The following is a 19,896-nucleotide window of genomic DNA, read 5'->3' as shown; positions in this document are numbered from 1 at the left end:
TAGTGTGGCGCGACGCAACGAAGCCCGGACGCAGAGCCGATGAGCGATCTTCCTGAGTATTATTTTCGCGTGCGCGACAACGGCGCGACCGTGTTTCGGATCGAAACCGAAAACCGCCAGCGGCGGATCGAGATGGATCAGATCGCGGTTGCCAACATCCGCAACGGCGAGATCAAACCGCAGGGCAACCGAGAGCTGGACGAGCGCGACACCACGGCGATCCGTGCCTGGATGGAGGAGCGCCAGCGGCACCTGAAGCAGCGCGAGATCGACGACATCCTGCGCACCGTCGACCATCTGAACCTGACAACCCAATGGGCGCAGTCCAAGGCGACCGACGAAGAGCTCGAAGCGGTCACCGACGCATTGTTGCTGGCCATGCACGACCTGCGCTCGATGCTCGTCCGCAAGAAGGCCAACCGGGTTCTTCAGGCCCGCGGCGCCGAAGAGGCCTAAGGGCGGCGGCGCACGATGCGGAAGATCGTTCTTCACATGGGGGCGCACAAGACCGGGTCCACCACGCTTCAGAAGAGCTTCGCGAAACACCGGGACGCTCTGGCGGCCGAAGGTGTCCGGTTCATCGGCCCCGCGGGGCCCTACCCGCATCTCTATTCCGCATTTCTCGAGAACAAGTCGGATTTCGTGCGCAACCGCGAGTGCGGCTTGTCTGACGCGGAGATCCGCCAGCGGGACCAGGACGTTCTGAAAGAGATCGACAGGAAAATCGAGGCGTCGCCATCCCCGACAATCGTTCTTTCGAGCGAGTTCCTGTGCAAGTTGCAACAGAACGAAATGGCCGCGATGCGCGCGCATTTCTCGCGCCACGGAGAGGTCGTGGCCGTCTACTTCTATCGCGACCTTCAATCCTGGATCGGCTCGGACTCGCAGGAAATGGCGAGGGCCGGCCGAAACATCAGGCCGACGACCTTTCGCATGGCGTTGGCCCGCGTGGTCGATATCCCGCTCAGGGTTGCCGGGGCGTTCGGCAGGGACGCGACCACGTTCATTCGCTTCGAAGACGCAATCGGGCGCGGCATCTGCAATAGCCTACTCGAACACCTCGGGGCGACCACGCTCGCCGCGCTCGGTCTGAAGGAAGTCCGGGCAAACGAGGGTATGTCGGAAAACGCCGTGCGCGCGCTCTTCGTCTTCAACCGGATGTTCCCACCCGGCACCCCGGACAGGCCGTTGGAGCTGATGGAGTCGTTGAAAAAACTCCCGGGCCCGAAGTACCAGGTGGCAGGGTTCGGCCGCCGGCAAATTGCCGAATATGCGGATCGACGCGAGGAGGTACAGGAGAAGCTCGAGCTTGTCTTGCAGGATCCGGAGACGCTTCCGGTCAGCCGAAGCCTCGATCCGCTCTCGGAGGCGATTGCCGAGGTACTCGACCTGTATCGCAAGCGCCATCCGCAGTGATCTCAGTGCCGCGCCGGTGTCACGGAATGGCGCCATGCCGTCGTGCGGCAACCGGAAGCGCGCTGCGCCAGAAACGCCACATGAGCGCGACGACGGCAACGACCAGCCCCAGCACGAGCCCTACCCAGACGCCAATGGCGCCAAAGCCCATCGGGAAGCCGAGGACGTAGCCCGACAGGATGCCGACCGGCCAATAGGCCACGGCAGAAATCGCGAGCGGTACACGCGTGTCCTGCACCCCGCGCAACAGGCCGTGCGCAACGACCTGACCGCCATCTGCAAACTGAAACAGGGCCGCCATGGCCATGAGACCGACGCCAATGGCAACGATTTCCGGCTTGCGCGGGTCGTCGGGGTCGAGAAACAGCGACATGAGCACGTCTGGCCAGATCAGGAATGCCGCGACCGCGAGGCCAGCGAACACGAGCGAGGTGAATACCGTCACCTGCCCCGTCCGGCGAAGGTTTGCCATGTCTCCGCGGCCGAGCGCCTTTCCGGTTCGGATCGTTGCCGCGTTGGACAGGCCAAGGTGCACGAGGAAGGTCGCCGAGGTGACTTGAATGGCGATTCCATGGGCCGCAAGCGGGATCGCCCCCAGCCAGCCCACCATGATCGCCGATGCGGCGAACAATCCGACCTCCAGAAGATTGGTAAGCCCGATCGGCCACCCTAGCCGGAACACCTGCCTGAAGGCTGACCAGTCCGGCCGCCACAGCCGCACGAACAGCTGGTGTTCCGGAAAGGCATGAACGACGTAGACCGCCAGCCCCGCCACCGAGATGATCTGGACCGAAACCGACGCGATGGCAGCGCCGCGGATGCCAAGCTCGGGAAAACCGAAGTTCCCGAAGATCAGCAGGTAATTGATCATTGCGTTCGCCGCTGCGGCCGCCAGCGTGACCCATAGGACCAGTTGCGTACGCTCCAGCGCCGAGAGGTAGGATTTGAGCACCATGACGCCGAGGCCGGGCACGATCCCCCAACCGGCAATGGCGAGGTATTGCGCGGCTTGTCGCGCCAGTTCCGGCTCCTGCCCCATGGCCAGAAGGATCGGTTCGGCCCTTAGCAGGGGCACCAGCGCCACGGTGGAAAAGAGCGCCGACAGCCACAGCCCCATGCGGGTTACCCGGCGCACCTGCGCCGCGCCCTCCGCGTTTTCGCTGGCGGCTGCGACCAGCGGCATGACGGCGAGGCCAAATCCCGAGCCCATGATGAACACGACGAAGAAGACCGACCCCCCGAGCACCATCGCGGCCAGCGCCTCCACGTCGTACCAACCCATCATGATCGTGTCGGTCACCTGGATGGCAAACTGCGCCAGATGCCCGCCGATCAGGGGCAGGCCGAGTGTGAGCAATGCGCGGGTGTGCGCGGGATAGGACATGACGGAGGACATGACCGCCCATTAATCGGGCAATCCCTGCGGGGCAAGCCCGGTCCTGCATCGGCGTCAGATCGGACGGCGGATGTCAGCCGGCCGGTTTCACGGCGACGAAATCGATCAGGGCCGACAGTCCCGAATGGCCCTCGCCTTCTTCGATCTCCGCGTCGTAATCGGCGGCGTCGAACACATGCCAACCGGGGAATGCCGTTTCCAGCATCGGCAGCGTGTACATGTTCGCCTCATTCGGCGGCCCTCCGGTACCGAAGGATACCTGCCGCGGCGCGTAGCCATGCAGGAGCAGATGCCCACCGGGCCGCAGGCTGCGTGCGATGTCCTCGAAGATCCGCGTCCGCAGCGGCGGTCCGGCGAACTGGATGAAAACCGCGACCACCGCGTCCCAGGTTTTCTCTCCCCAATCCCAGCTTTCGACGTCGGCCTCGTGGAAGGCCACCTCGACGCCCGCCTCGGCAGCCAGTCGGCGCGCCTTGTCTACCGCGTTCCCGGACATGTCGAAGGCCGTCACCCGATGACCGAGCCCCGCAAGGTAGACTGAGTTGCGCCCTTCCCCGTCGGCCACGCACAGCACCGTGGAGCGCGGCGGGATCACATGGGCATGCGCCTCCAGGAACCCCGCCGGCTTCTTGCCGAACAAGTAATCAGGACGGTCGTAACGTTCGTTCCACATGGCGGTTCTCCCCTTCGCACGGGGCCGCATGGCTGTACGCCGGGCAACCCCCTTCCCCCTTCCGCGCATTCCTGACAGAATAGACGAAATCACAATAGAACACGACGCCAAGAGCAGTGCCATGCCCGAAGATCTCCTATCCGGCGGTCAATCCTCGCAATCCTACGACGCCTCCTCCATCGAAGTGCTGGAGGGGCTGGAACCCGTCCGCAAGCGCCCCGGTATGTATATCGGCGGCACCGACGAACGCGCCCTGCACCACCTCGTTGCCGAGATTCTCGACAACGCCATGGACGAGGCGGTGGCCGGCCACGCGAACCGGATCGAGGTTGAGCTTCACGCCGATTACGCCATGACCATCCGCGACAACGGCCGCGGCATGCCGGTGGACCCACACCCGAAGTTCCCCGACAAATCCGCCCTCGAAGTGATCCTCTGCATGCTGCACGCGGGCGGCAAGTTCTCCGGCAAGGCCTACCAGACCTCCGGCGGCCTGCACGGCGTCGGCGCCTCGGTGGTCAATGCGCTCTCCGATTCCATGGTCGTTCAGGTCGCCCGCGACCGGCAGCTCTGGGAACAGCGCTTCTCCCGCGGCAAGCCGCTCGGACCGGCCGAGATCGTCGGCAAGGCCCCGAACCGGCGCGGCACCACTGTCACCTTCCACGCCGACGAGGAGATCTTCGGCCACCATCGGTTCAAGCCCGCGCGGCTCTTCAAATCCATCCGCTCCAAGGCCTACCTGTTCTCCGGCGTGGAGATCCGCTGGAAATCGGAGGTCGACGACGGCGAAACGCCGACCGAGGCCACCTTCCACTTCCCCGGCGGTCTCGCGGATTACCTGAAGGAAACCCTCGGCGCCTCCACCACCTATTCCCCCGTCCCGTTCGCCGGCAAGGTCGACTTCCAGGAGAAATTCGGCGAGCCCGGCTCCGTGGAATGGGCGATCAACTGGACGCCCGCGCGCGACGGTTTCATCCAGTCCTATTGCAACACCGTCCCCACGCCCGAGGGCGGCACCCATGTTATGGGCTTTTGGAACGCGATCCTGAAAGGCATCCGCGCCTATGGCGAACTGGCGGGCAATCGGAAAGCCGCGCAGATCAACCGCGACGACCTGATCTCGGGCGGTTGCGCGCTCGTCTCCTGCTTCATCCGCGAACCGGCCTTCGTCGGCCAGACGAAGGACAGGCTCTCCACCGAATCCGCCCAGCGGATGACCGAGAACGCCGTGCGCGACCATTTCGACAACTGGCTGGCAGCGGACACGAAATCCGCCGGGGCCATTCTCGATTTTCTCGTTCTGCGCGCGGAGGAACGCCTGCGCCGCAAGCAGGAGAAGGAAACCGCCCGCAAATCCGCCACCAAGAAGCTGCGCCTGCCCGGCAAGCTGGTGGATTGCTCCGCCACCGCCCGCGAGGGCACGGAGCTGTTTATCGTGGAGGGCGATTCGGCGGGCGGCTCGGCCAAGATGGCCCGCGACCGGAAGATCCAGGCGCTGCTGCCGCTCCGGGGCAAGATCCTCAACGTGCTCGGCGCGGCCTCCTCCAAGCTCGGCTCCAACGCGGAGATCAGCGACCTGTCACAGGCGCTCGGCACCGGGCTCGGCACCAAGTTCGTGCTCGACGATTTGCGCTACGACAAGATCATCATCATGACCGACGCCGACGTGGACGGCGCCCATATCGCCTCGCTGCTGATGACCTTCTTCTTCTCCCAGATGCGCCCGATGATCGACGCGGGCCACTTGTATCTGGCCTGCCCGCCGCTCTACCGGCTGACGCAAGGCGCTAAGCGCGTCTACTGCCTCGACGAGGCGGAGCGGGACATGTGGCTGGAAAAGGGGCTCGGCGGCAAGGGCAAGATCGACGTCTCCCGATTCAAGGGCCTCGGCGAGATGGACGCGAAGGACCTCAAGGAAACCACCATGGACCCGAAAAGCCGCAAGCTGATCCGGGTCAGTATCGACGAGGACGAACCGGGCGAGACCGGCGATCTGGTGGAGCGCCTCATGGGCAAGAAGCCGGAACTGCGCTTTCAGTACATTCAGGAGAACGCGCGGTTTGTGGAGGAGTTGGATGTTTAGTCACGGGACAAATCGTCGATTTCTTCGATTTGGAGTTCCCACCATTTGATGGCTTCACCAGCAGCGTCTCTAGCATCCATTCCGGCAAATGGGCCGCCGAGCAACGGCCAGTAAACATCTGCATCAATATCTGTGAAGGTACTCCCTTGGCCGTCTTCAATCAACAACCGTAGTGCTTCCCCTTGGAACGTGCCGTGTACGTATTCATGGACAATATTTGTTCGCTCTTGATTGATGAAGTCTCTCCATATGGAAGTGCCTTTCGGCTCCGCTTTCCAGTCCAAAATCCGTCGCTGATACTCCTGTCTAACGAAACGATTCGAACTCCGATCTAGTGCATCACCTATAGTTCGGAGCATTGTGATTACTCCAACCCAGATTACACGACGCAATTGTGGCGTGTCCGTATCTTCCAACAAATGCAATCCTGCCCTACAATCAGACAGAATTAGTTTCGCAACTTGCATACACTTCACCCCTTTACATCTTACGCACTCAAGTCATGGACATTTTGAGAAGAAGTGTCACTTCGGAAAGTACGCATTCGACGTTTTGCGTAGGACCGCGCCCGACCCTGGGTGGGCGCTTCGCACCGCCAATTCAACGCGCTTTATCCCAAAGCCCCGACCGACGTCTGAACGCTTCTCGACATCGCCAATGCGCCCTCCCGGGGGGACTGAGGAGGGACCGTGGCCCCGGTGGGGCCGCGAAAGCCTGACGAAGCGGGCGCGGCCCGGGGCTGGTCGCCCCGCGCCATCCTGTGATCGGCGTGCCGCCCCTATTCCAACGGCCGCACTCCTTGCACCGTCGCAGTACGCCCTCGTCGTGACGAAAGCCCGCCTCCGGCATAACGGGAGGCTCGGGTGCGTCCCGGGGCCGGCCGCCCCGCGCCACCGTGTGATCGGCGTTCCATCCCGGCTAGCGCTTCGGCATGCCTTTCGGGCGCCCCAGCCGCTTCTGCGCGGCAATGCGGAACGGTGCGTTCGGCGCGCCATATCCGTCGTAGCCCTCCACGCGCTGTACGATCTCGAAGAAGAGCCCGCCCGCGAAAGGCCGACTGTAGAGCTGAAAGAACGCCCCGTCGGCGTCTTCGTCATAGAGGATATTCAGATCCTCGAGTTCGGTCAGCCTTTCCGGCGTCAGCGAGAACCGGGCGCGCAGGTCGCTGTAGTAATTCACCGGCATTTCAAGCGCCGCGAAACCGAAGTCCCGCATCTTCCGCGCCGTCTCGAAGATGTCACGGGTCGAGAAGGCCACGTGCTGAACGGCGCCCCCGAAGCTCTCGGCAAGGAAACTCCCGGCGAGCGTCCGATGGGTTTCCGCGCCGTTCAGCGTGATCCGCAACTCCGCATTGCGCGCGCTGATCGCCTGGCTGCGAACCAGCCCATCGGGGTCGATCACGTCGACCATCGGCGCGCGGGTCATGTCGAAGATTGAGGTATAGAAGAGCGACCAGCTGAGCATCTCGTCGTATTTCATCGTCTCGGCCACGTGGTCGATCGTGGTCAGGCCAGCGTCCCCGCGCACCTCGGCGCCTGTCGGCGTGAACTCCACCGACCAGACATTCGCCAACCCGCTGTCCTTGTCGATGAAATGCATGACACTGCCGCCAACGCTGCGGATCGCCGGGATATCCAGTTCGCCGGGGTCCACGGGTTGACGGAACGGGGCGGCGGCCAGAGCCAGGGCGCGGGATGTCGTGTCGGCGGCGTTGGCGACCGAGAGCCCCACATCGCAGATCGTCGTTCCGTGCATGATGTAGGCGGAATTGGCGAAGCCGCTGGTTTCGGTGTTCAGGACAATGCGGATATCGCCCTGCTGCCAGAGCGCCACTTTCTTCGAGACATGATCGCCAACATGGGTGAACCCCATCGACCGGAGCAGGGACGCGAGCGCGTCGGCCTCGGCACCCCGGGTGGCAAATTCGACGAAGGCGACGCCCTCGACGCCGACACGCGCCGGGATCTCGGGCACGTCGATCCGGATGTCCGGCTCCGCCCGGCGCACGTCATCCATCAGCGCCACGAGGGACCGGTAGCCGTCCCGCGCCAGCCCCTCCGGGTGCCCGCCCCGGAACTGGTCGTTGAAGATCTCCAGGCTGACCGGTCCGTCATATCCGGTCGCGGCGACAGCCCGCATGAAATCCGTCACCGGCAGATCGCCCTCGCCGGGCATGTTCCGGAAATGCCGCGACCAGTAGAGAAGGTCCATGTCGATCAGGGGCGCATCGGCCAGCTGGACAAAGAAGATCTTGTCACCCGGAATGCGCCGGATCGTATTCGGGTCGATCTTGCGCGCAAGCGTGTGAAAGCTGTCGAGGATCAGGCCGACATTCGGGTGATCGGCCCGGCGCACGATTTCCCAGGCGTCCCGGTGGTCGTTCACGTGCCGCCCCCAGGCCAGCGCCTCGAAGCCGACCCGGATACCCTGCTGCCGCGCAATGTCGCCAAGCTCGGCGAAATCATCCGCCGAACGGTCGATGCCGCCAAGCGCCTGCGGATGCACCGTGGAACAGACGAGGATCAGATCGGTTCCAAGCTCGTTCATCGTGTCGAACTTGTACTTCGCCCGGTCGAACGCTTTCTGGCGCAACGCACCGGTCAGGCCTTCGAAATCCCGGAACGGCTGGAACAGGGTGATGTCCAACCCCTGATCGCGGATCAATTGTCCGATTTCCCGCGGTGTGCCGGTATCGGCGATGAAATCCTGCTCGAATATCTCGATCCCCGTGAACCCGGCCTTGGCGATCGCCTCGAGCTTCTCTCGCAGGTTGCCGGAAATCGAGACGGTTGCGATGGAGGTCTTCACGCTGCTTCTCCATGTTCCAACAATGCGGCCCGCAAACGCGTCTCGTCCAGCGGCAGTCCGGAGAAATGGGTCCACGCATGGATCCCCTGATAGATGAACAGCTCTTCCCCGGAGATGACGGTCAGTCCGGACGCCTCGGCGTCCCGAAGGAACTCCGTGTCGACCGGCGTATAGACAGCGTCGAACGCCCACCTGGCTCCCTCCATTGCCCCGCGCGGCAATGGCGTGCCATCGTGGCCAACCATGCCGACAGGTGTTCCGTTCAGGAGGCCGGTCGCCCCCCGCGCAGCCTCACTCGCATCGGCGAAGACGCTGATACTGGGTGCATTGGGGAGATTTCTCAGGTCCTCCGCCGTCGCACGCGCCTTCGCGTCGTCCCGGTCGACAAGCCTGATTTCGTCCGCCTCGAGCGCCGCGAGGCCGAACGCGAGGGCGCGCCCGACGCCCCCTGTGCCAATGAGGCAAACGACACCGGGCGTTTCCGCGCCCATGGCGCCACGATAGGCCGCGATGAACCCCGTGTAGTCGGTGTTCTTGCCCCTGGCGCCATCCGCGTCGAACAACACCGTATTCACGGCGCCGATTGCCCGGACGGTTGGGTCATCGATGACGACCTTGCGCGCCACATGCTCCTTATAGGGATAGGTCACGTTAATGCCGCGATAGCCGCTCCCGACACAGCGATCAAAAACGGTGTCGAAGTCCTCCCCCATTTCCCTCGGGATCAGCCTGTCGTACCGGACGTTGACGTCATTCTGCGCCCCGGCGAGCCGATGCAACAACGGCGATCGCGACCGCGCGATGTTGTCGCCGATCAGGCCAAGCTTGAGATCCGGTGTCTGGCTCATGACTGGGCGTCCCTCCTCTTGAAGAGCTGCGATTTGGCCCGGCCCCAAATCGGGGTCTGCGAGACGAAGATCAAGATCACCGCGACAAACAGCACCAGCGACAGCGGGCTCGTGAGAATGCCTGCGAAGAAGGCGCCGAGGTCTTCGCGCTCCGAAATGATTGCCCGCCGCCAGTTGTCGTCGAGCAGGCGCGACAGGATCACACCAAGGATCACCGGGCCGAGCGGATAGCCATAGTGGCGCATGAAGTACCCGAAAATACCAAAGCCAAGCATCCAGTAAACATCGGCAATCGCATTGTTCACCGCATAGGCGCCGACGATGGACAGCAGCATGATGAGCGGGATGAGCACGCTGCGGGGCATCTCGACAATCTTGGTGAAGAGCTTGATGCCGGTCAGGCCGAAAAGCAGCATGAAGCAATTGGCCATCACCAGGCAGCCGACGATGAACCAGAACATGTCGGGCTGATCGATCATCAGCATCGGACCGGGGTTGAGGCCGTGGATGAACAGCGCGCCGATCATGATCGCCGTAACCGCATCGCCCGGGATGCCAAGGGTCATCATCGGGATGAAGGCTCCGCCAACGGCGGCGTTGTTGGCCGTCTCGGGCGCCACGAGCCCCTCCATTGCGCCATCGCCGAATGGGCGCTCCGGGTTCTTGGTCACGCGCTTGGCGTGGTCATAGGCCATGAGGGCCGCAATGTCGCCGCCGGTGCCCGGCAGTGCGCCGATGGTTACGCCGATGGCCGAGGTCTGCAGCGACAGCGGCAGGTGCTTCTTTACCGTCGACAGCGACGGCACGATGCGGCTGATCTTCTGCCGTACGGCGTCCTTGTCGACATGGTGAAGCTGCAAGAGCGCTTCCGAGACACCGAACATGCCGATCATGACGGCGATGAAGGATATCCCGCCTTCGAGGATCTGGAAGTTGAACGTGAACCGCTCGGCAAAGGTCAGCGGGTCACGTCCCACGGCGCCGATTGCGATGCCGAGCGCGCCGGCAAAGATGCCCTTCACGAGGCTGCCCTGGCTCAGCGACCCCACAAGGAGGATGCCGAGGATCGCAAGCAGCATGTAGTCCCTTGGCTGGAATTTCAGCGCGAAATCGGAGACGAGCGGCGCAGCCAGCGCGAGGACGCCGATCCCCAGGAAACCGCCGATGAACGACATCACCGTGGTCACGCCGATGGCGGTGCCAGCCTCTCCCCGCTTAGCCATGGGAAAACCGTCGAGCGCGGTGGCAATGGCCGAGGGCGCGCCGGGGATGTTCAGAAGGATCGCGGTGCGCGACCCGCCGTAGACCCCTCCCATATAGATCCCGATCATCAGCGAGATCGCCGGATAGACGTCCCACGCGAAGGTGAAGGAGATCAGGATCGAGACCGCCATCGTGACCGAGAGACCGGGTATCGCCCCCACGTAGACGCCGGCGAACGTGCCAAGCCCGACGAGCAGAAGAAGATCAGGCTGGGTTACGACAGTGAGAAAGTCCATGAGAGCCGTCATTGCTCCGCACCTCCGCTGGAAAGACCACGAAAGAACTGGATGAACTCGGCCTCCGGCACGATCCCTGCCGGCATGAGCACCGTGAAGACGATGCGGAAGATCAGCCAGATGACGAGGAGGCTTCCAAGCGAAACGCCCAGCGTCCACAGCCAACCGCGCTTGGCGAGGATCTTGATCGAGGCGACAAGAAACAGCGCCGACGTGGGCAGGAAGCCCAGCGGCCGCAGGAGCAGACCATAGGCGACAAGGAAAACCACGAAGAGCAGAACGACCCCCGGCAGAATATCCTTCGCAAAGCTCTCCGCATTGTCGAGCGGCAGCCTGACGGTCGTGAGGAAGACAATCGCGGCCGCTACGGCCATCGCAAGCGTCGTCGCCACGGGTATCGAGCGGGGTGACGACAATCCATTGGGCCCGAAGGGATTCTCGATCCCGAAGGCGCTCCAGAGAAGCCCGAGGCTTGCGAGCAGAAGGAACGCCGCGAAGGCCAGTTCGCCCGGGCGGCGCTTGTCCAGTTCGCCACCTGGTGTGGCGTCGGATGTGCCGTCGTGATGTTCAGGATCGATGTGCTGCATGGTTTCCTCCCCGAAACCGATTACCCAGGAATCGCCGTGCTCTGGGTCTGAATGAAATGGGCGCCGCACTTCGCTCAGGAATGCGGCGCCCGCTTTCGGCAGTCGCCCGAGGGCCTGCCAGGGAGATTACTCTCCGGGACGCGCGATCCCGAATTCTTCCGGCGATGCCTTCGTCAGGCCCGCATCCTGCAGCAGCCACGCCGTGCCCTGCTGCCACTTCGTAAGGAAGGCGTCAGCTTCCTCGCCCGAGATGCCCATCAGGGTGAAGCCGCGGTCGTTCATCAGCTGCACGAAATCGGGGTGCTGCGCGCCAGCCGCATAGGCGTCGGCCAGCTTGGCAACCACGTCGTCCGGGGTGCCCTTGGGAACGAAGACGCCGAAGAACGGGCCCCACGGCAGATAGGTGCTGTAGGCCTCGTTGAACTGGGTCACGTAAGGCGCGTCCGGCAGTTGCTCGTTCGCCGCAACGTCCATCACGGCCAGCGGCTTCATGTTGCCGGCACGAATGCCCTCGATGGCGGCACCAAGCACCGCGGGCATCACGTCGATTGCACCGCCCTGCAAGCCGGTGAGGGCCGGACCGTCGCCGTCATAGGGCACGCTGGTGACGTCCAACTCGCCTTCCACGGCACCGATCATCGCGTTGATCACCGACGGCAGGCCGCCCGGCCCGGTCGAGCCGAACTTCACCTCGCCCGGGTTCTCTTTGATATGGGCGATCATCTCGGCATAGTCGTTGAAGGGCGCATCCGGGTTGGCAACCAGGATCGGCGTGCCGCGGGCGAGGATCGAGATCGGGATGAACTCGCCGTAGTCTTTGTCGCCCAGCCCCATGATCTTGTAGAGCATCGGGTTTTCCGCGCCCATGAGCAGCGTGTAGCCATCGGCGGCCGAGCCCGCCACGTGGTTGAGCGCAATCGCGCCCACGGCGCCAGTCATGTTCTGCATGACCACGGTGCCGCCAAGCGCCTCTTCGGCATGCGGCGTGACGGACCGCATCACCGTGTCGGTGGACCCGCCGGCCCCCCACTGGATGATGCCTTGGATTTCTTTCTCGGGATATTCCGCAATGGCCGCGGTGGCCGTCAGTGCCAACGCGCCAAGCGCGCCTACGAGAATTCGCTTCATGGTGTCCTCCCCTGCAGAGCGAATATGGATGCCGAGTACCTCGGCGAGCGGTGTCACTCTTTGTGCCCCTTGGTCAACTTAACGTCAAATACCCGTTTTTCATTCTCATTAACATAATGTTATTTTCTTGCGCGGTACCAAGGCCCGTCCTCGACCGCCTTGCCGAGTTCGCGCCGAAACTGACTGATGGTGTATTCGGCGAATCCCGACAGAACCCGTCCCTTCTTCCGCGCGACATAGCTTCCCACGTGGACGTCATCCGCCAACGGGCGACGCTCAAGCCCCGGCATGTAGACTTCCGCCACGGAGAACTCGTCGATCAAAGCGACCCCGAGCCCATGGCGGACAAGGCTCACGACCGTTTGGGCAAACCGCCCCCGCATGGAGTGGTTGAGCGGAACGCCCGCGCGGAGGAAGGGTTGCGCCAGCAAGGCACCATAGGGGTCCGCCGGATCGACTCCGATCAACGCTTCGCCGGCAAGGTCCGCCACCGATATCTTGTCCTGGCTTGCAAGCGCATGTCCCTCCGGCAGGACAACAACCAGCCGCCCTTCGGCGATCTTCTCGTTCTCGACCGCATCGTTCTGGACAGCGGAACTCATGATGACGAACTCCCCCCTTTCCAGAAGAAGGTAGTCGGCGGTCTCCTCGATCTTCAACACGTTCATATCGACGAACAGGTCTGCATACCGGCTGCGGACCTGTCGCAGGACGCGCGCCGCAATGAACTGCGCAATGGACGGCGCCGTGGCAAAGGCGAGTTGAACGTCCTCCCCTTTTTGCAGCGATCCCACCGCGACCTGGAGGTTTTCGACCCGCTTGTAGACCTCCCGCACCTGGTCAAAGACCCGGCTTGCCTCGACCGACGGCGTGAAGAGACCGGCCTTGCGTTCGAAGAGCCGTATGCCAAGCGATTCCTCGGTGTGCTTGACGAGGCGACTGATACCGGGCGCCGAGACGTTGAGCATCTTCGCGGCCCCGCTGATCGTGCCGGTCATCATGACGGCACGGATCACCTCGATTTGTCTGAGCGTCATGTCGGGCATGGGATCCTCCTTCGCCACATTAACATCACGTTACGAACAGTCAAAAACAAGCATTTGACGTTACGCCTTTTGGTGCCGATCCTTCCGACAACGCGCTTGCAAGGGGAGGTCTCATGCACCGATGAGAAGCGAAGGGTTCGAAAACTGTGATCTCCTCGTCGCGGGCTCCGGCGCGGCCGGGCTCGCTGCGGCGGTGACGGCAGCGCATCACGGGTTGAAGGTGCTTTTGATTGAGAAGGACGACGTGCTCGGGGGCACGACCGCTTGGTCCGGCGGATGGATCTGGGCGCCCTGCAACCCGATTGCCAAGGCACATGGCGTCGTCGAGGACATCTCCGAACCTCGGCGTTACCTCGAAGCCGTCCAGGGTAACAATTTCAACGCCGAGCTTGTGGATGCCTTCCTCGCGGCAACACCGGAAATGGTGGATTTCTTCGAGAATGAGACAGCGCTGCAATTCGACCCCGGTCTGCACATTCCCGACACCTACGGCCATCAGCCGGGCGCCGGGACCGGCGGGCGATCGGTCATCGCCAAGCCGTTCGACGGAAGGGAACTCGGGCCAGATATCGTGCGAATGCGCCTCCCGCTACCGGAGACCAGTTTCATGGGTCTGACCATTCAGGCGGGGCCGGATCTCAAGGCCTTCATGTCGGTCACCAGATCGGTGCGGTCGGCCGCCTACGTGGCGAAAAGGATGGGGCGACATCTCCGGGACCTCGCACGTCACGGTCGCGCCATGCAGCTTCGCAACGGCAGCGCCCTGGTCGCGCGCCTCATACGATCCGCCAAGGATGCAGGCGTGGAGATCCGGACAGGTCACGCGATCTCCGGTCTTGTAACCGGCGAGAACGGCGTCGAAGGGGCGACCATCTCCGGCCCCGATGGAGGCCTGACGGTCAGGACAAGCCGCGGTGTCATTCTGGCCTGCGGAGGCTTTCCGAACGACCCGGCCCGGAAGAACGCCTCCTTTCCCTTTCCCGAAACGCATCGCACGCTCGCCGTTCCCGCAGCGTCGGGCGACGGTCTGCGCCTCGGCGAAAGCGTCGGCGGGCATCAGGGGAGGACGCTGGACTCGCCCGGTGCGTGGTGCCCGGTGTCGGAAGTCACCTGGCCGAACGGGAAGACGGGCGTCTTCCCGCACATTATCGACCGCGGCAAGCCCGGCCTGATCGGGGTCCTGAAATCGGGCCGGAGGTTCTGCAACGAGGGGCTGGGCTATCACGACTACGTCAAGGCGCTGTACGACGCGACGGACGGCGACGAGACGCCTGAATCCTGGCTCATCTGCGACCACCGGTTCATCCGACGCTATGGAATCGGCATTGTCCGTCCCGCACCGATGCCGATCCGGCCCTGGCTGAAAACAGGTTACCTGAGTTCCGGAAAAACCCTGTCAGAACTCGCGCAGGTTTGCGGGATCGACGCCAAGGGGCTGCAGGACACCGTCTCGGAGTTCAATTCCGGCGTGGCGCAAGGTGTGGACCACGCCTTCGGACGCGGAACGACACCCTATATGCGCCTGCAGGGCGATGCAGAGGTTCAACCGAACCCCTGCCTCGCGCCAATCGAACGCGCCCCATTCTATGCCGTCCGTGTCATCCCCGGCAATTTCGGCACCTTTGCCGGACTGCAGACCGACGGCCACTCCCGCGTCCTGGACGACAGCGGCGCGCCGATCCCCGGTCTCTACGCAGCCGGCACCGACATGGCGAGCGTCATGGGGGGGCATTACCCGGCCGGAGGAATCAACCTTGGGCCTGCGCTGACATTCGGCTTCATTTCCGGGCGCCATGCTGCCGGTGCCGCCCCGTGACACGGTTCCTGTCCCTCGCGCATCTGACAGCCATCGACCTGCCCCCGCCCGAACTGATCGACGCGGCCGCACGGGCCGGTTTCGATGCCGTGGGACTGCGCCTGATCCGGGTGACCGAAACGTCGCCCGGCTATCCGCTGATGCAGGATACCCGGATGATGCGTGCCACCAAAGACGCCCTGCAGCACACCGGGTTGACAGTGAACGACATCGAATTCGTCAAGATCCAACCGGAAACGGATGTGGAGTCGCTGTCCGCGTTCCTCGACGCGGGCGCTGAACTTGGCGCACGGGAGGTCATTTGCGCGCCCTACGATCCGGACCTTTCACGCCTGGCCGATACACTTGCCGCGCTCTCGGAAAGGGCGGCTGCACGCGGGCTCGGGGTATCCCTCGAATTTTTCCCCTGGACACCGGTTCCGGATCTCGGTTCGGCGTATCGCGTCGTGCGCCGCGCGGGTCCGGACATTGCCATTCTGGTGGATGCGCTGCATTTCGACAGATCTGCAAGCACATTGGACCAATTGCATGACATCCCCGCAGACAGGTTGCGCGTGGCGCATCTCTGCGATGCCCCTGTTCTATCCAGCTATTCGACCGATGACCTCCTTCACACCGCACGCGAGGCGCGCCTTCCGCCGGGTGCGGGTCAGATCGATCTTCCGGGGCTCCTGCGCGTTCTGCCGCAGGACCTGCCACTCGGGATTGAAGTTCCAATGGCACGGTCCGCACCCGTGGCGAACGTTGACAGCAGGCTATCGAGCCTGATCAACGCGACACGCCGGCTCCTCCGCGCAATCCCGGCAAGCGGCGCCAACTGAAACCTCCAGACGCTCGCATCGCACCGCGCAGAATGCCCCCAGACGGCAGCCGTCGCATGTGGGTGTTGCGATGGCTCCAAGACCTTGGCCCAGAACAGCGTATGAGTTCCAAGGACACCGGGTTCCGTCCTGTCAAACCCGGTCTCGTTCCGTTTCGCATTTCGGCCCCGTGACGCTACCGAGGCACCAGGTCCCCGGCGCGAATATTCCACCACCGCGTCACTCCTCCACGCCGGTTCTCAGCATGGCGGAAATCTGCGTCGGCTTGGCCACGATACTGCGCCGCATCAAGGCGGATGCGCGGCAGATGTCCTAAGATAGCCGTCGAATCGAAGGCGTTTGCCTCTAGATATTTCTGTGTCTTGAGACGCTCCCGGTGACGCCAAGCGATCCAGGTGAAGATCGATGCCGGAACAGGCAAGTTCGCAATTCCACTCCATATCCATGGACGATGTTTTTGAAGTCCTACGGACGACGGCTGATGGCCTCACCGCCGCCGAGGCGGCACGCCGTTTCGAGACCTATGGCCCGAACCGCCTCCCGGAGCCACCGAAACGAAGTGCTTTCCGGCGGTTCCTCGTACAGTTCCACAGCGTCCTGATCTATGTCCTGATCGGCGCTGCCGTCGTCACCGCAGGGTTGCAGCATTGGGTGGATACCAGCGTGATCCTGGCGGTCGTGCTGGTCAACGCGGCGATCGGCTACCTGCAGGAGGGGCGGGCTGAGAACGCGATGGTCGCCATTCGCGAGATGCTCGCGCTGCGCTCCGCGGTTCTGCGCGACGGGCGGCGGGTCAGCATCGACGCGGACGGGCTGGTTCCGGGCGACATCGTTCTGCTCGCGGCGGGCGACCGGGTGCCCGCCGACCTTCGCCTGATCGAGGCGCGCGGCCTGAGGGTGCAGGAAGCGATCCTGACCGGGGAATCCGTCCCGGTGGACAAGGGCACCGGCCCTGTCGCGGCCGAGGCGGCCCTGGGGGACCGCAGTTCGATGATGTTCTCCGGTACGCTGGTCGCAACCGGCGCCGGGCGCGGCGTCGTCGTCGCGACGGGCATGGGCACCGAGATCGGCCGGATCAGCGGATTGCTGTCCGAGGTCGAGACCCTGACCACGCCGCTCGTCCGCCAGATGGACATCTTCGCGAAATGGCTGACCGTGTTCATCCTGCTTGTGGCGTCGAGCTTGCTGCTCTTCGGTTACTTTGTCCGGCACCTGGCCTTCGCTGACCTGTTCCTTGCGGTCGTTGGTCTCTCCGTCGCGGCAATTCCCGAGGGCCTGCCGGCCGTTCTCACGATCACGCTCGCCGTTGGCGTGCAGGCAATGGCGCGACGGAACGCCATCGTGCGCCGATTGCCCGCGATCGAGACGCTCGGCTCGGTGTCGGTAATCTGCTCGGACAAGACCGGCACACTCACACGCAACGAAATGATGGCGACCACACTCGCGGCCGCCGAGCATCTCTATTCGGTCGATGGCCGCGGCTACGCGCCCGAGGGGGCCGTGAAGTGGCGAGAAGCCGACGCGCGCCCGGACGAGCACACGGTGCTGATGGAATTCGCCCGTGCCGCCGGGCTTTGCAACGATGCAATGCTGAACGGAGCCCCGGATGGCTGGCGTGTCGAGGGGGACCCGATGGAAGGGGCGCTGCTGGCGCTGGCCGGGAAGATCACCAAGGAAGGCGCCGAGCCCTTCCGCCTCTGGACAAGAACCGATGCAATCGCCTTCGACGCGGCCCATCGCTACATGGCGACGCTCCATCACGACCACGAGGGCCACGCACATATCCACGTCAAGGGCGCGCCGGAAACGATCCTGGCGATGTGCGCCGACCAGCGCGCGCCCGACGGCGGAGCCGAAGACCTGGATCCGGCGCATTGGCATGCGGTGGTCGAGGATTTGGCGGCCGACGGTCAGCGGGTGATCGCCGTGGCGACGCGCGCCGTCGAGCCGGAACATCTCGTACTGAACACCGCCGATCTTCACGGGCATCTCACTCTGATCGGGCTGGTTGGTCTGATCGATCCGCCGCGTGTGGAGGTCATTGAGGCCGTGGCCGAATGCCACGCGGCAGGCATCCGCGTGAAGATGATCACCGGCGACCACGCTGCCACAGCGCGGGCCATCTCCGAACGGATCGGGCTGAAGAACGTACAGCAGGCGCTTACGGGCAACGATATCAACGCGATGGACGATGCCGCGCTGGCCGACGCCGCGATCACGACCGATATCTTCGCCCGCACCTCTCCCGAGCACAAGCTGCGCCTGGTGACCGCGCTGCAGTCGCGTGACCTGATCGTCGCGATGACCGGCGACGGCGTGAACGATGCACCGGCGCTGAAACGTGCCGATGCCGGGATCGCCATGGGACAGAAGGGCAGCGAGGCCGCCAAGGACGCGGCGGAGTTCGTGTTGGCCGACGACAACTTCGCCTCAATCGCCTCCGCCATCCGGGAAGGGCGGACCGTCAACGACAACATCACCAAGGTGATCAGCTGGACGCTGCCGACCAATGCGGCGGAAGGGATGACGATCACCCTGGCGCTTTTCGCCGGGCTCTCGCTTCCGATCACCGCAGTGCAGATCCTCTGGGTGAACCTGATCACGGCGGTAACACTCGGGCTGTCGCTCGCCTTCGAGCCGTCCGAGGCCGGAACCATGCGCCGTCCGCCCCGACGGCGCGACCAGCCAATCCTGACCGGCGCGCTCGTCTGGCAGATCGTCTTCGCCTCCACGCTGTTCCTCTGCGCGGTGTTCGGTGTCTTCTTCTACGCAACGGACGCCGGCCATTCCCTCGAACTGGCGCGAACCATCGCGATGAACATGTTAGTAGTGCTCGAAATCGCCTATCTATTCTTCATCCGCAACATCCACGGGGCTTCGGTAACCTGGGCCGCGGCGCGGGGCACTCCGATCCTCTGGATCTGCCTCTCTACGGTGATCGCGGCTCAATTCGCCCTCACCTACCTGCCGCCCCTCCAGGCGGTCTTCGGCACCGCCCCGGTCTCGCTCTTCGACGGATTGCTGATCGTTGCCATCGGCGTGCTGGTCTTCGCGCTGCTGGAGACGGAAAAGCAATTGCGCCTGATCTTCGCACGCAACGGCCAGTCCGACACGAGCTGAAACGGCACAGGGTCCGGTCACTCGTCGGAATCGGGAGTCGGCGGGGCGATTTCCGAAAAGAAATGGCGCCCCCTGATACGGTCGAGCGCCAAGTGTGGAACGAGGGACAGTGCAGTAGGTTGCGGCTGTTCCAATACCCGCAAGCCATAATCATCTCCTAACAGAAATCTGTTATCTCGCCATGATTTGGGTCAACAAACTGGCCGCGAAACGCGAAAAACCGCCGCTTCTGGCGCCGTCCGTCTCCCCAGCCTCTAAACCAAGATCATCCCGTCGCCAGCCCCAGAAGACCACGGTCTCTCTCGTGATGACGAGCGCATATCCACTCTGACGCGCCGCTACGGTGTCGCGCCCGATCTCCTTTGGTGGTGGCGCCGGTCGATACCGGATGGAGGGAGTGTCGCGGTGGTTGGCGACGAGGACGTGCCGGGTACTCTACGATGTGGGTTCCTCGCGCCCTCCGGTCGCGCGCACAATCGTAGGTGCATTTTCACCACGCTCCCATCAGTTACCCAGTGACTGTTCGAAGGCGGGTTCCGGAAAGTTCCAACATCACATGAGGGAAGTTCTGGAATAGCTCCAAATCACGTGAGAAAACTTCTGTTTGTTTTCATCGACATTCAGAGAAAATGGCGATCCCACGAGGACGACAACA

Annotated in this window: 15 protein-coding genes; 6 read left to right on the top strand and 9 right to left on the bottom strand. The window is 63.5% G+C overall.

Annotation, left to right across the window (positions count from 1 at the left end):
• Positions 1 to 39 precede the first annotated feature (39 nt).
• Together ARC39_RS06285 and ARC39_RS06280 are read left to right on the top strand one after the other, a co-directional pair.
• Entirely contained in the window at positions 40 to 456 is a 417-nt protein-coding gene (locus ARC39_RS06285) for a hypothetical protein (RefSeq protein ID WP_068111776.1), read from the top strand.
• Between the two features lie 15 nt (positions 457 to 471).
• Complete coding sequence (locus ARC39_RS06280; RefSeq protein WP_068111773.1) at positions 472 to 1,416, top strand: hypothetical protein; 945 nt, start codon at positions 472 to 474, stop codon at positions 1,414 to 1,416.
• Between the two features lie 19 nt (positions 1,417 to 1,435).
• Here the strand turns inward: ARC39_RS06280 and ARC39_RS06275 are convergent, their stop codons facing one another.
• Together ARC39_RS06275 and ARC39_RS06270 are read right to left on the bottom strand one after the other, a co-directional pair.
• Positions 1,436 to 2,812 carry an MATE family efflux transporter gene (locus tag ARC39_RS06275; RefSeq protein ID WP_068111770.1) on the bottom strand — a complete coding sequence of 459 codons (1,377 nt, stop codon included), beginning with the start codon at positions 2,810 to 2,812 and terminating at the stop codon, positions 1,436 to 1,438.
• Positions 2,813 to 2,885: 73 nt separating this feature from the next.
• Positions 2,886 to 3,485, bottom strand: a complete 600-nt coding sequence (locus ARC39_RS06270; RefSeq protein ID WP_078059116.1) for a class I SAM-dependent methyltransferase — start codon at positions 3,483 to 3,485, stop codon at positions 2,886 to 2,888.
• A 121-nt stretch (positions 3,486 to 3,606) separates the two neighbouring features.
• Between ARC39_RS06270 and parE the strand changes: the two genes are divergently transcribed.
• Positions 3,607 to 5,568, top strand: a complete 1,962-nt coding sequence (gene parE, locus ARC39_RS06265) for a DNA topoisomerase IV subunit B (protein WP_068111765.1) — start codon at positions 3,607 to 3,609, stop codon at positions 5,566 to 5,568.
• On the opposite strand, the gene ARC39_RS06260 is transcribed toward parE, so the two are convergent.
• From ARC39_RS06260 to ARC39_RS06230, 7 genes are all read right to left on the bottom strand, one after another.
• Positions 5,565 to 5,852 (bottom strand): hypothetical protein, encoded by a 288-nt coding sequence (locus ARC39_RS06260; protein WP_149866338.1) that lies wholly within the window; start codon positions 5,850 to 5,852, stop codon positions 5,565 to 5,567. The genes parE and ARC39_RS06260 overlap by 4 nt on opposite strands.
• A 634-nt stretch (positions 5,853 to 6,486) precedes the next feature.
• Positions 6,487 to 8,376, bottom strand: a complete 1,890-nt coding sequence (locus ARC39_RS06255; protein WP_068111759.1) for a bifunctional sugar phosphate isomerase/epimerase/4-hydroxyphenylpyruvate dioxygenase family protein — start codon at positions 8,374 to 8,376, stop codon at positions 6,487 to 6,489.
• Positions 8,373 to 9,224: a shikimate dehydrogenase family protein gene (locus tag ARC39_RS06250; RefSeq protein ID WP_068111747.1), complete on the bottom strand. Its 852-nt coding sequence runs from the start codon at positions 9,222 to 9,224 to the stop codon at positions 8,373 to 8,375. The genes ARC39_RS06255 and ARC39_RS06250 overlap by 4 nt, the downstream gene beginning before the upstream one ends.
• Positions 9,221 to 10,735 (bottom strand): tripartite tricarboxylate transporter permease, encoded by a 1,515-nt coding sequence (locus tag ARC39_RS06245; protein ID WP_068111744.1) that lies wholly within the window; start codon positions 10,733 to 10,735, stop codon positions 9,221 to 9,223. The genes ARC39_RS06250 and ARC39_RS06245 overlap by 4 nt, the downstream gene beginning before the upstream one ends.
• Positions 10,732 to 11,310: a tripartite tricarboxylate transporter TctB family protein gene (locus tag ARC39_RS06240; protein ID WP_068111741.1), complete on the bottom strand. Its 579-nt coding sequence runs from the start codon at positions 11,308 to 11,310 to the stop codon at positions 10,732 to 10,734. The genes ARC39_RS06245 and ARC39_RS06240 overlap by 4 nt, the downstream gene beginning before the upstream one ends.
• Before the next feature lie 126 nt (positions 11,311 to 11,436).
• Positions 11,437 to 12,438: a tripartite tricarboxylate transporter substrate binding protein gene (locus ARC39_RS06235; RefSeq protein ID WP_068111740.1), complete on the bottom strand. Its 1,002-nt coding sequence runs from the start codon at positions 12,436 to 12,438 to the stop codon at positions 11,437 to 11,439.
• A 119-nt stretch (positions 12,439 to 12,557) separates the two neighbouring features.
• Positions 12,558 to 13,484, bottom strand: coding sequence for a LysR family transcriptional regulator (locus tag ARC39_RS06230; RefSeq protein ID WP_068111737.1), 927 nt, complete (start codon positions 13,482 to 13,484; stop codon positions 12,558 to 12,560).
• Between the two features lie 121 nt (positions 13,485 to 13,605).
• On the opposite strand from ARC39_RS06230, the gene ARC39_RS06225 reads away from it, so the two are divergent.
• From ARC39_RS06225 to ARC39_RS06215, 3 genes are all read left to right on the top strand, one after another.
• A complete protein-coding gene (locus ARC39_RS06225; protein WP_068111734.1) occupies positions 13,606 to 15,300 on the top strand; it encodes an FAD-dependent oxidoreductase in 1,695 nt (564 codons plus the stop codon).
• Positions 15,297 to 16,121 (top strand): sugar phosphate isomerase/epimerase family protein, encoded by an 825-nt coding sequence (locus ARC39_RS06220; protein ID WP_068111731.1) that lies wholly within the window; start codon positions 15,297 to 15,299, stop codon positions 16,119 to 16,121. Before ARC39_RS06225 ends, ARC39_RS06220 begins: the two co-directional genes overlap by 4 nt.
• Before the next feature lie 405 nt (positions 16,122 to 16,526).
• Complete coding sequence (locus tag ARC39_RS06215; protein WP_068111729.1) at positions 16,527 to 19,241, top strand: cation-transporting P-type ATPase; 2,715 nt, start codon at positions 16,527 to 16,529, stop codon at positions 19,239 to 19,241.
• Positions 19,242 to 19,896: the final 655 nt, after the last annotated feature.

The organism is Tropicimonas marinistellae (assembly GCF_001509585.1).
Taxonomy (GTDB): Bacteria; Pseudomonadota; Alphaproteobacteria; order Rhodobacterales; family Rhodobacteraceae; genus Tropicimonas; species Tropicimonas marinistellae.
This window is presented reverse-complemented; position numbering and strand designations above follow the sequence as displayed.

Bases quoted from the DNA above. Each gene is read 5' to 3' on its own strand.
- ARC39_RS06285 (WP_068111776.1), top strand. From the start codon at position 40: ATGAGCGATCTTCCTGAGTATTATTTTCGCGTGCGCGACAACGGCGCG.
- ARC39_RS06280 (WP_068111773.1), top strand. From the start codon at position 472: ATGCGGAAGATCGTTCTTCACATGGGGGCGCACAAGACCGGGTCCACC.
- ARC39_RS06275 (WP_068111770.1), bottom strand. From the start codon at position 2,812: ATGTCCTCCGTCATGTCCTATCCCGCGCACACCCGCGCATTGCTCACA.
- ARC39_RS06270 (WP_078059116.1), bottom strand. From the start codon at position 3,485: ATGTGGAACGAACGTTACGACCGTCCTGATTACTTGTTCGGCAAGAAG.
- parE (WP_068111765.1), top strand. From the start codon at position 3,607: ATGCCCGAAGATCTCCTATCCGGCGGTCAATCCTCGCAATCCTACGAC.
- ARC39_RS06250 (WP_068111747.1), bottom strand. From the start codon at position 9,224: ATGAGCCAGACACCGGATCTCAAGCTTGGCCTGATCGGCGACAACATC.
- ARC39_RS06245 (WP_068111744.1), bottom strand. From the start codon at position 10,735: ATGACGGCTCTCATGGACTTTCTCACTGTCGTAACCCAGCCTGATCTT.
- ARC39_RS06240 (WP_068111741.1), bottom strand. From the start codon at position 11,310: ATGCAGCACATCGATCCTGAACATCACGACGGCACATCCGACGCCACA.
- ARC39_RS06235 (WP_068111740.1), bottom strand. From the start codon at position 12,438: ATGAAGCGAATTCTCGTAGGCGCGCTTGGCGCGTTGGCACTGACGGCC.
- ARC39_RS06230 (WP_068111737.1), bottom strand. From the start codon at position 13,484: ATGCCCGACATGACGCTCAGACAAATCGAGGTGATCCGTGCCGTCATG.
- ARC39_RS06225 (WP_068111734.1), top strand. From the start codon at position 13,606: ATGAGAAGCGAAGGGTTCGAAAACTGTGATCTCCTCGTCGCGGGCTCC.
- ARC39_RS06215 (WP_068111729.1), top strand. From the start codon at position 16,527: ATGCCGGAACAGGCAAGTTCGCAATTCCACTCCATATCCATGGACGAT.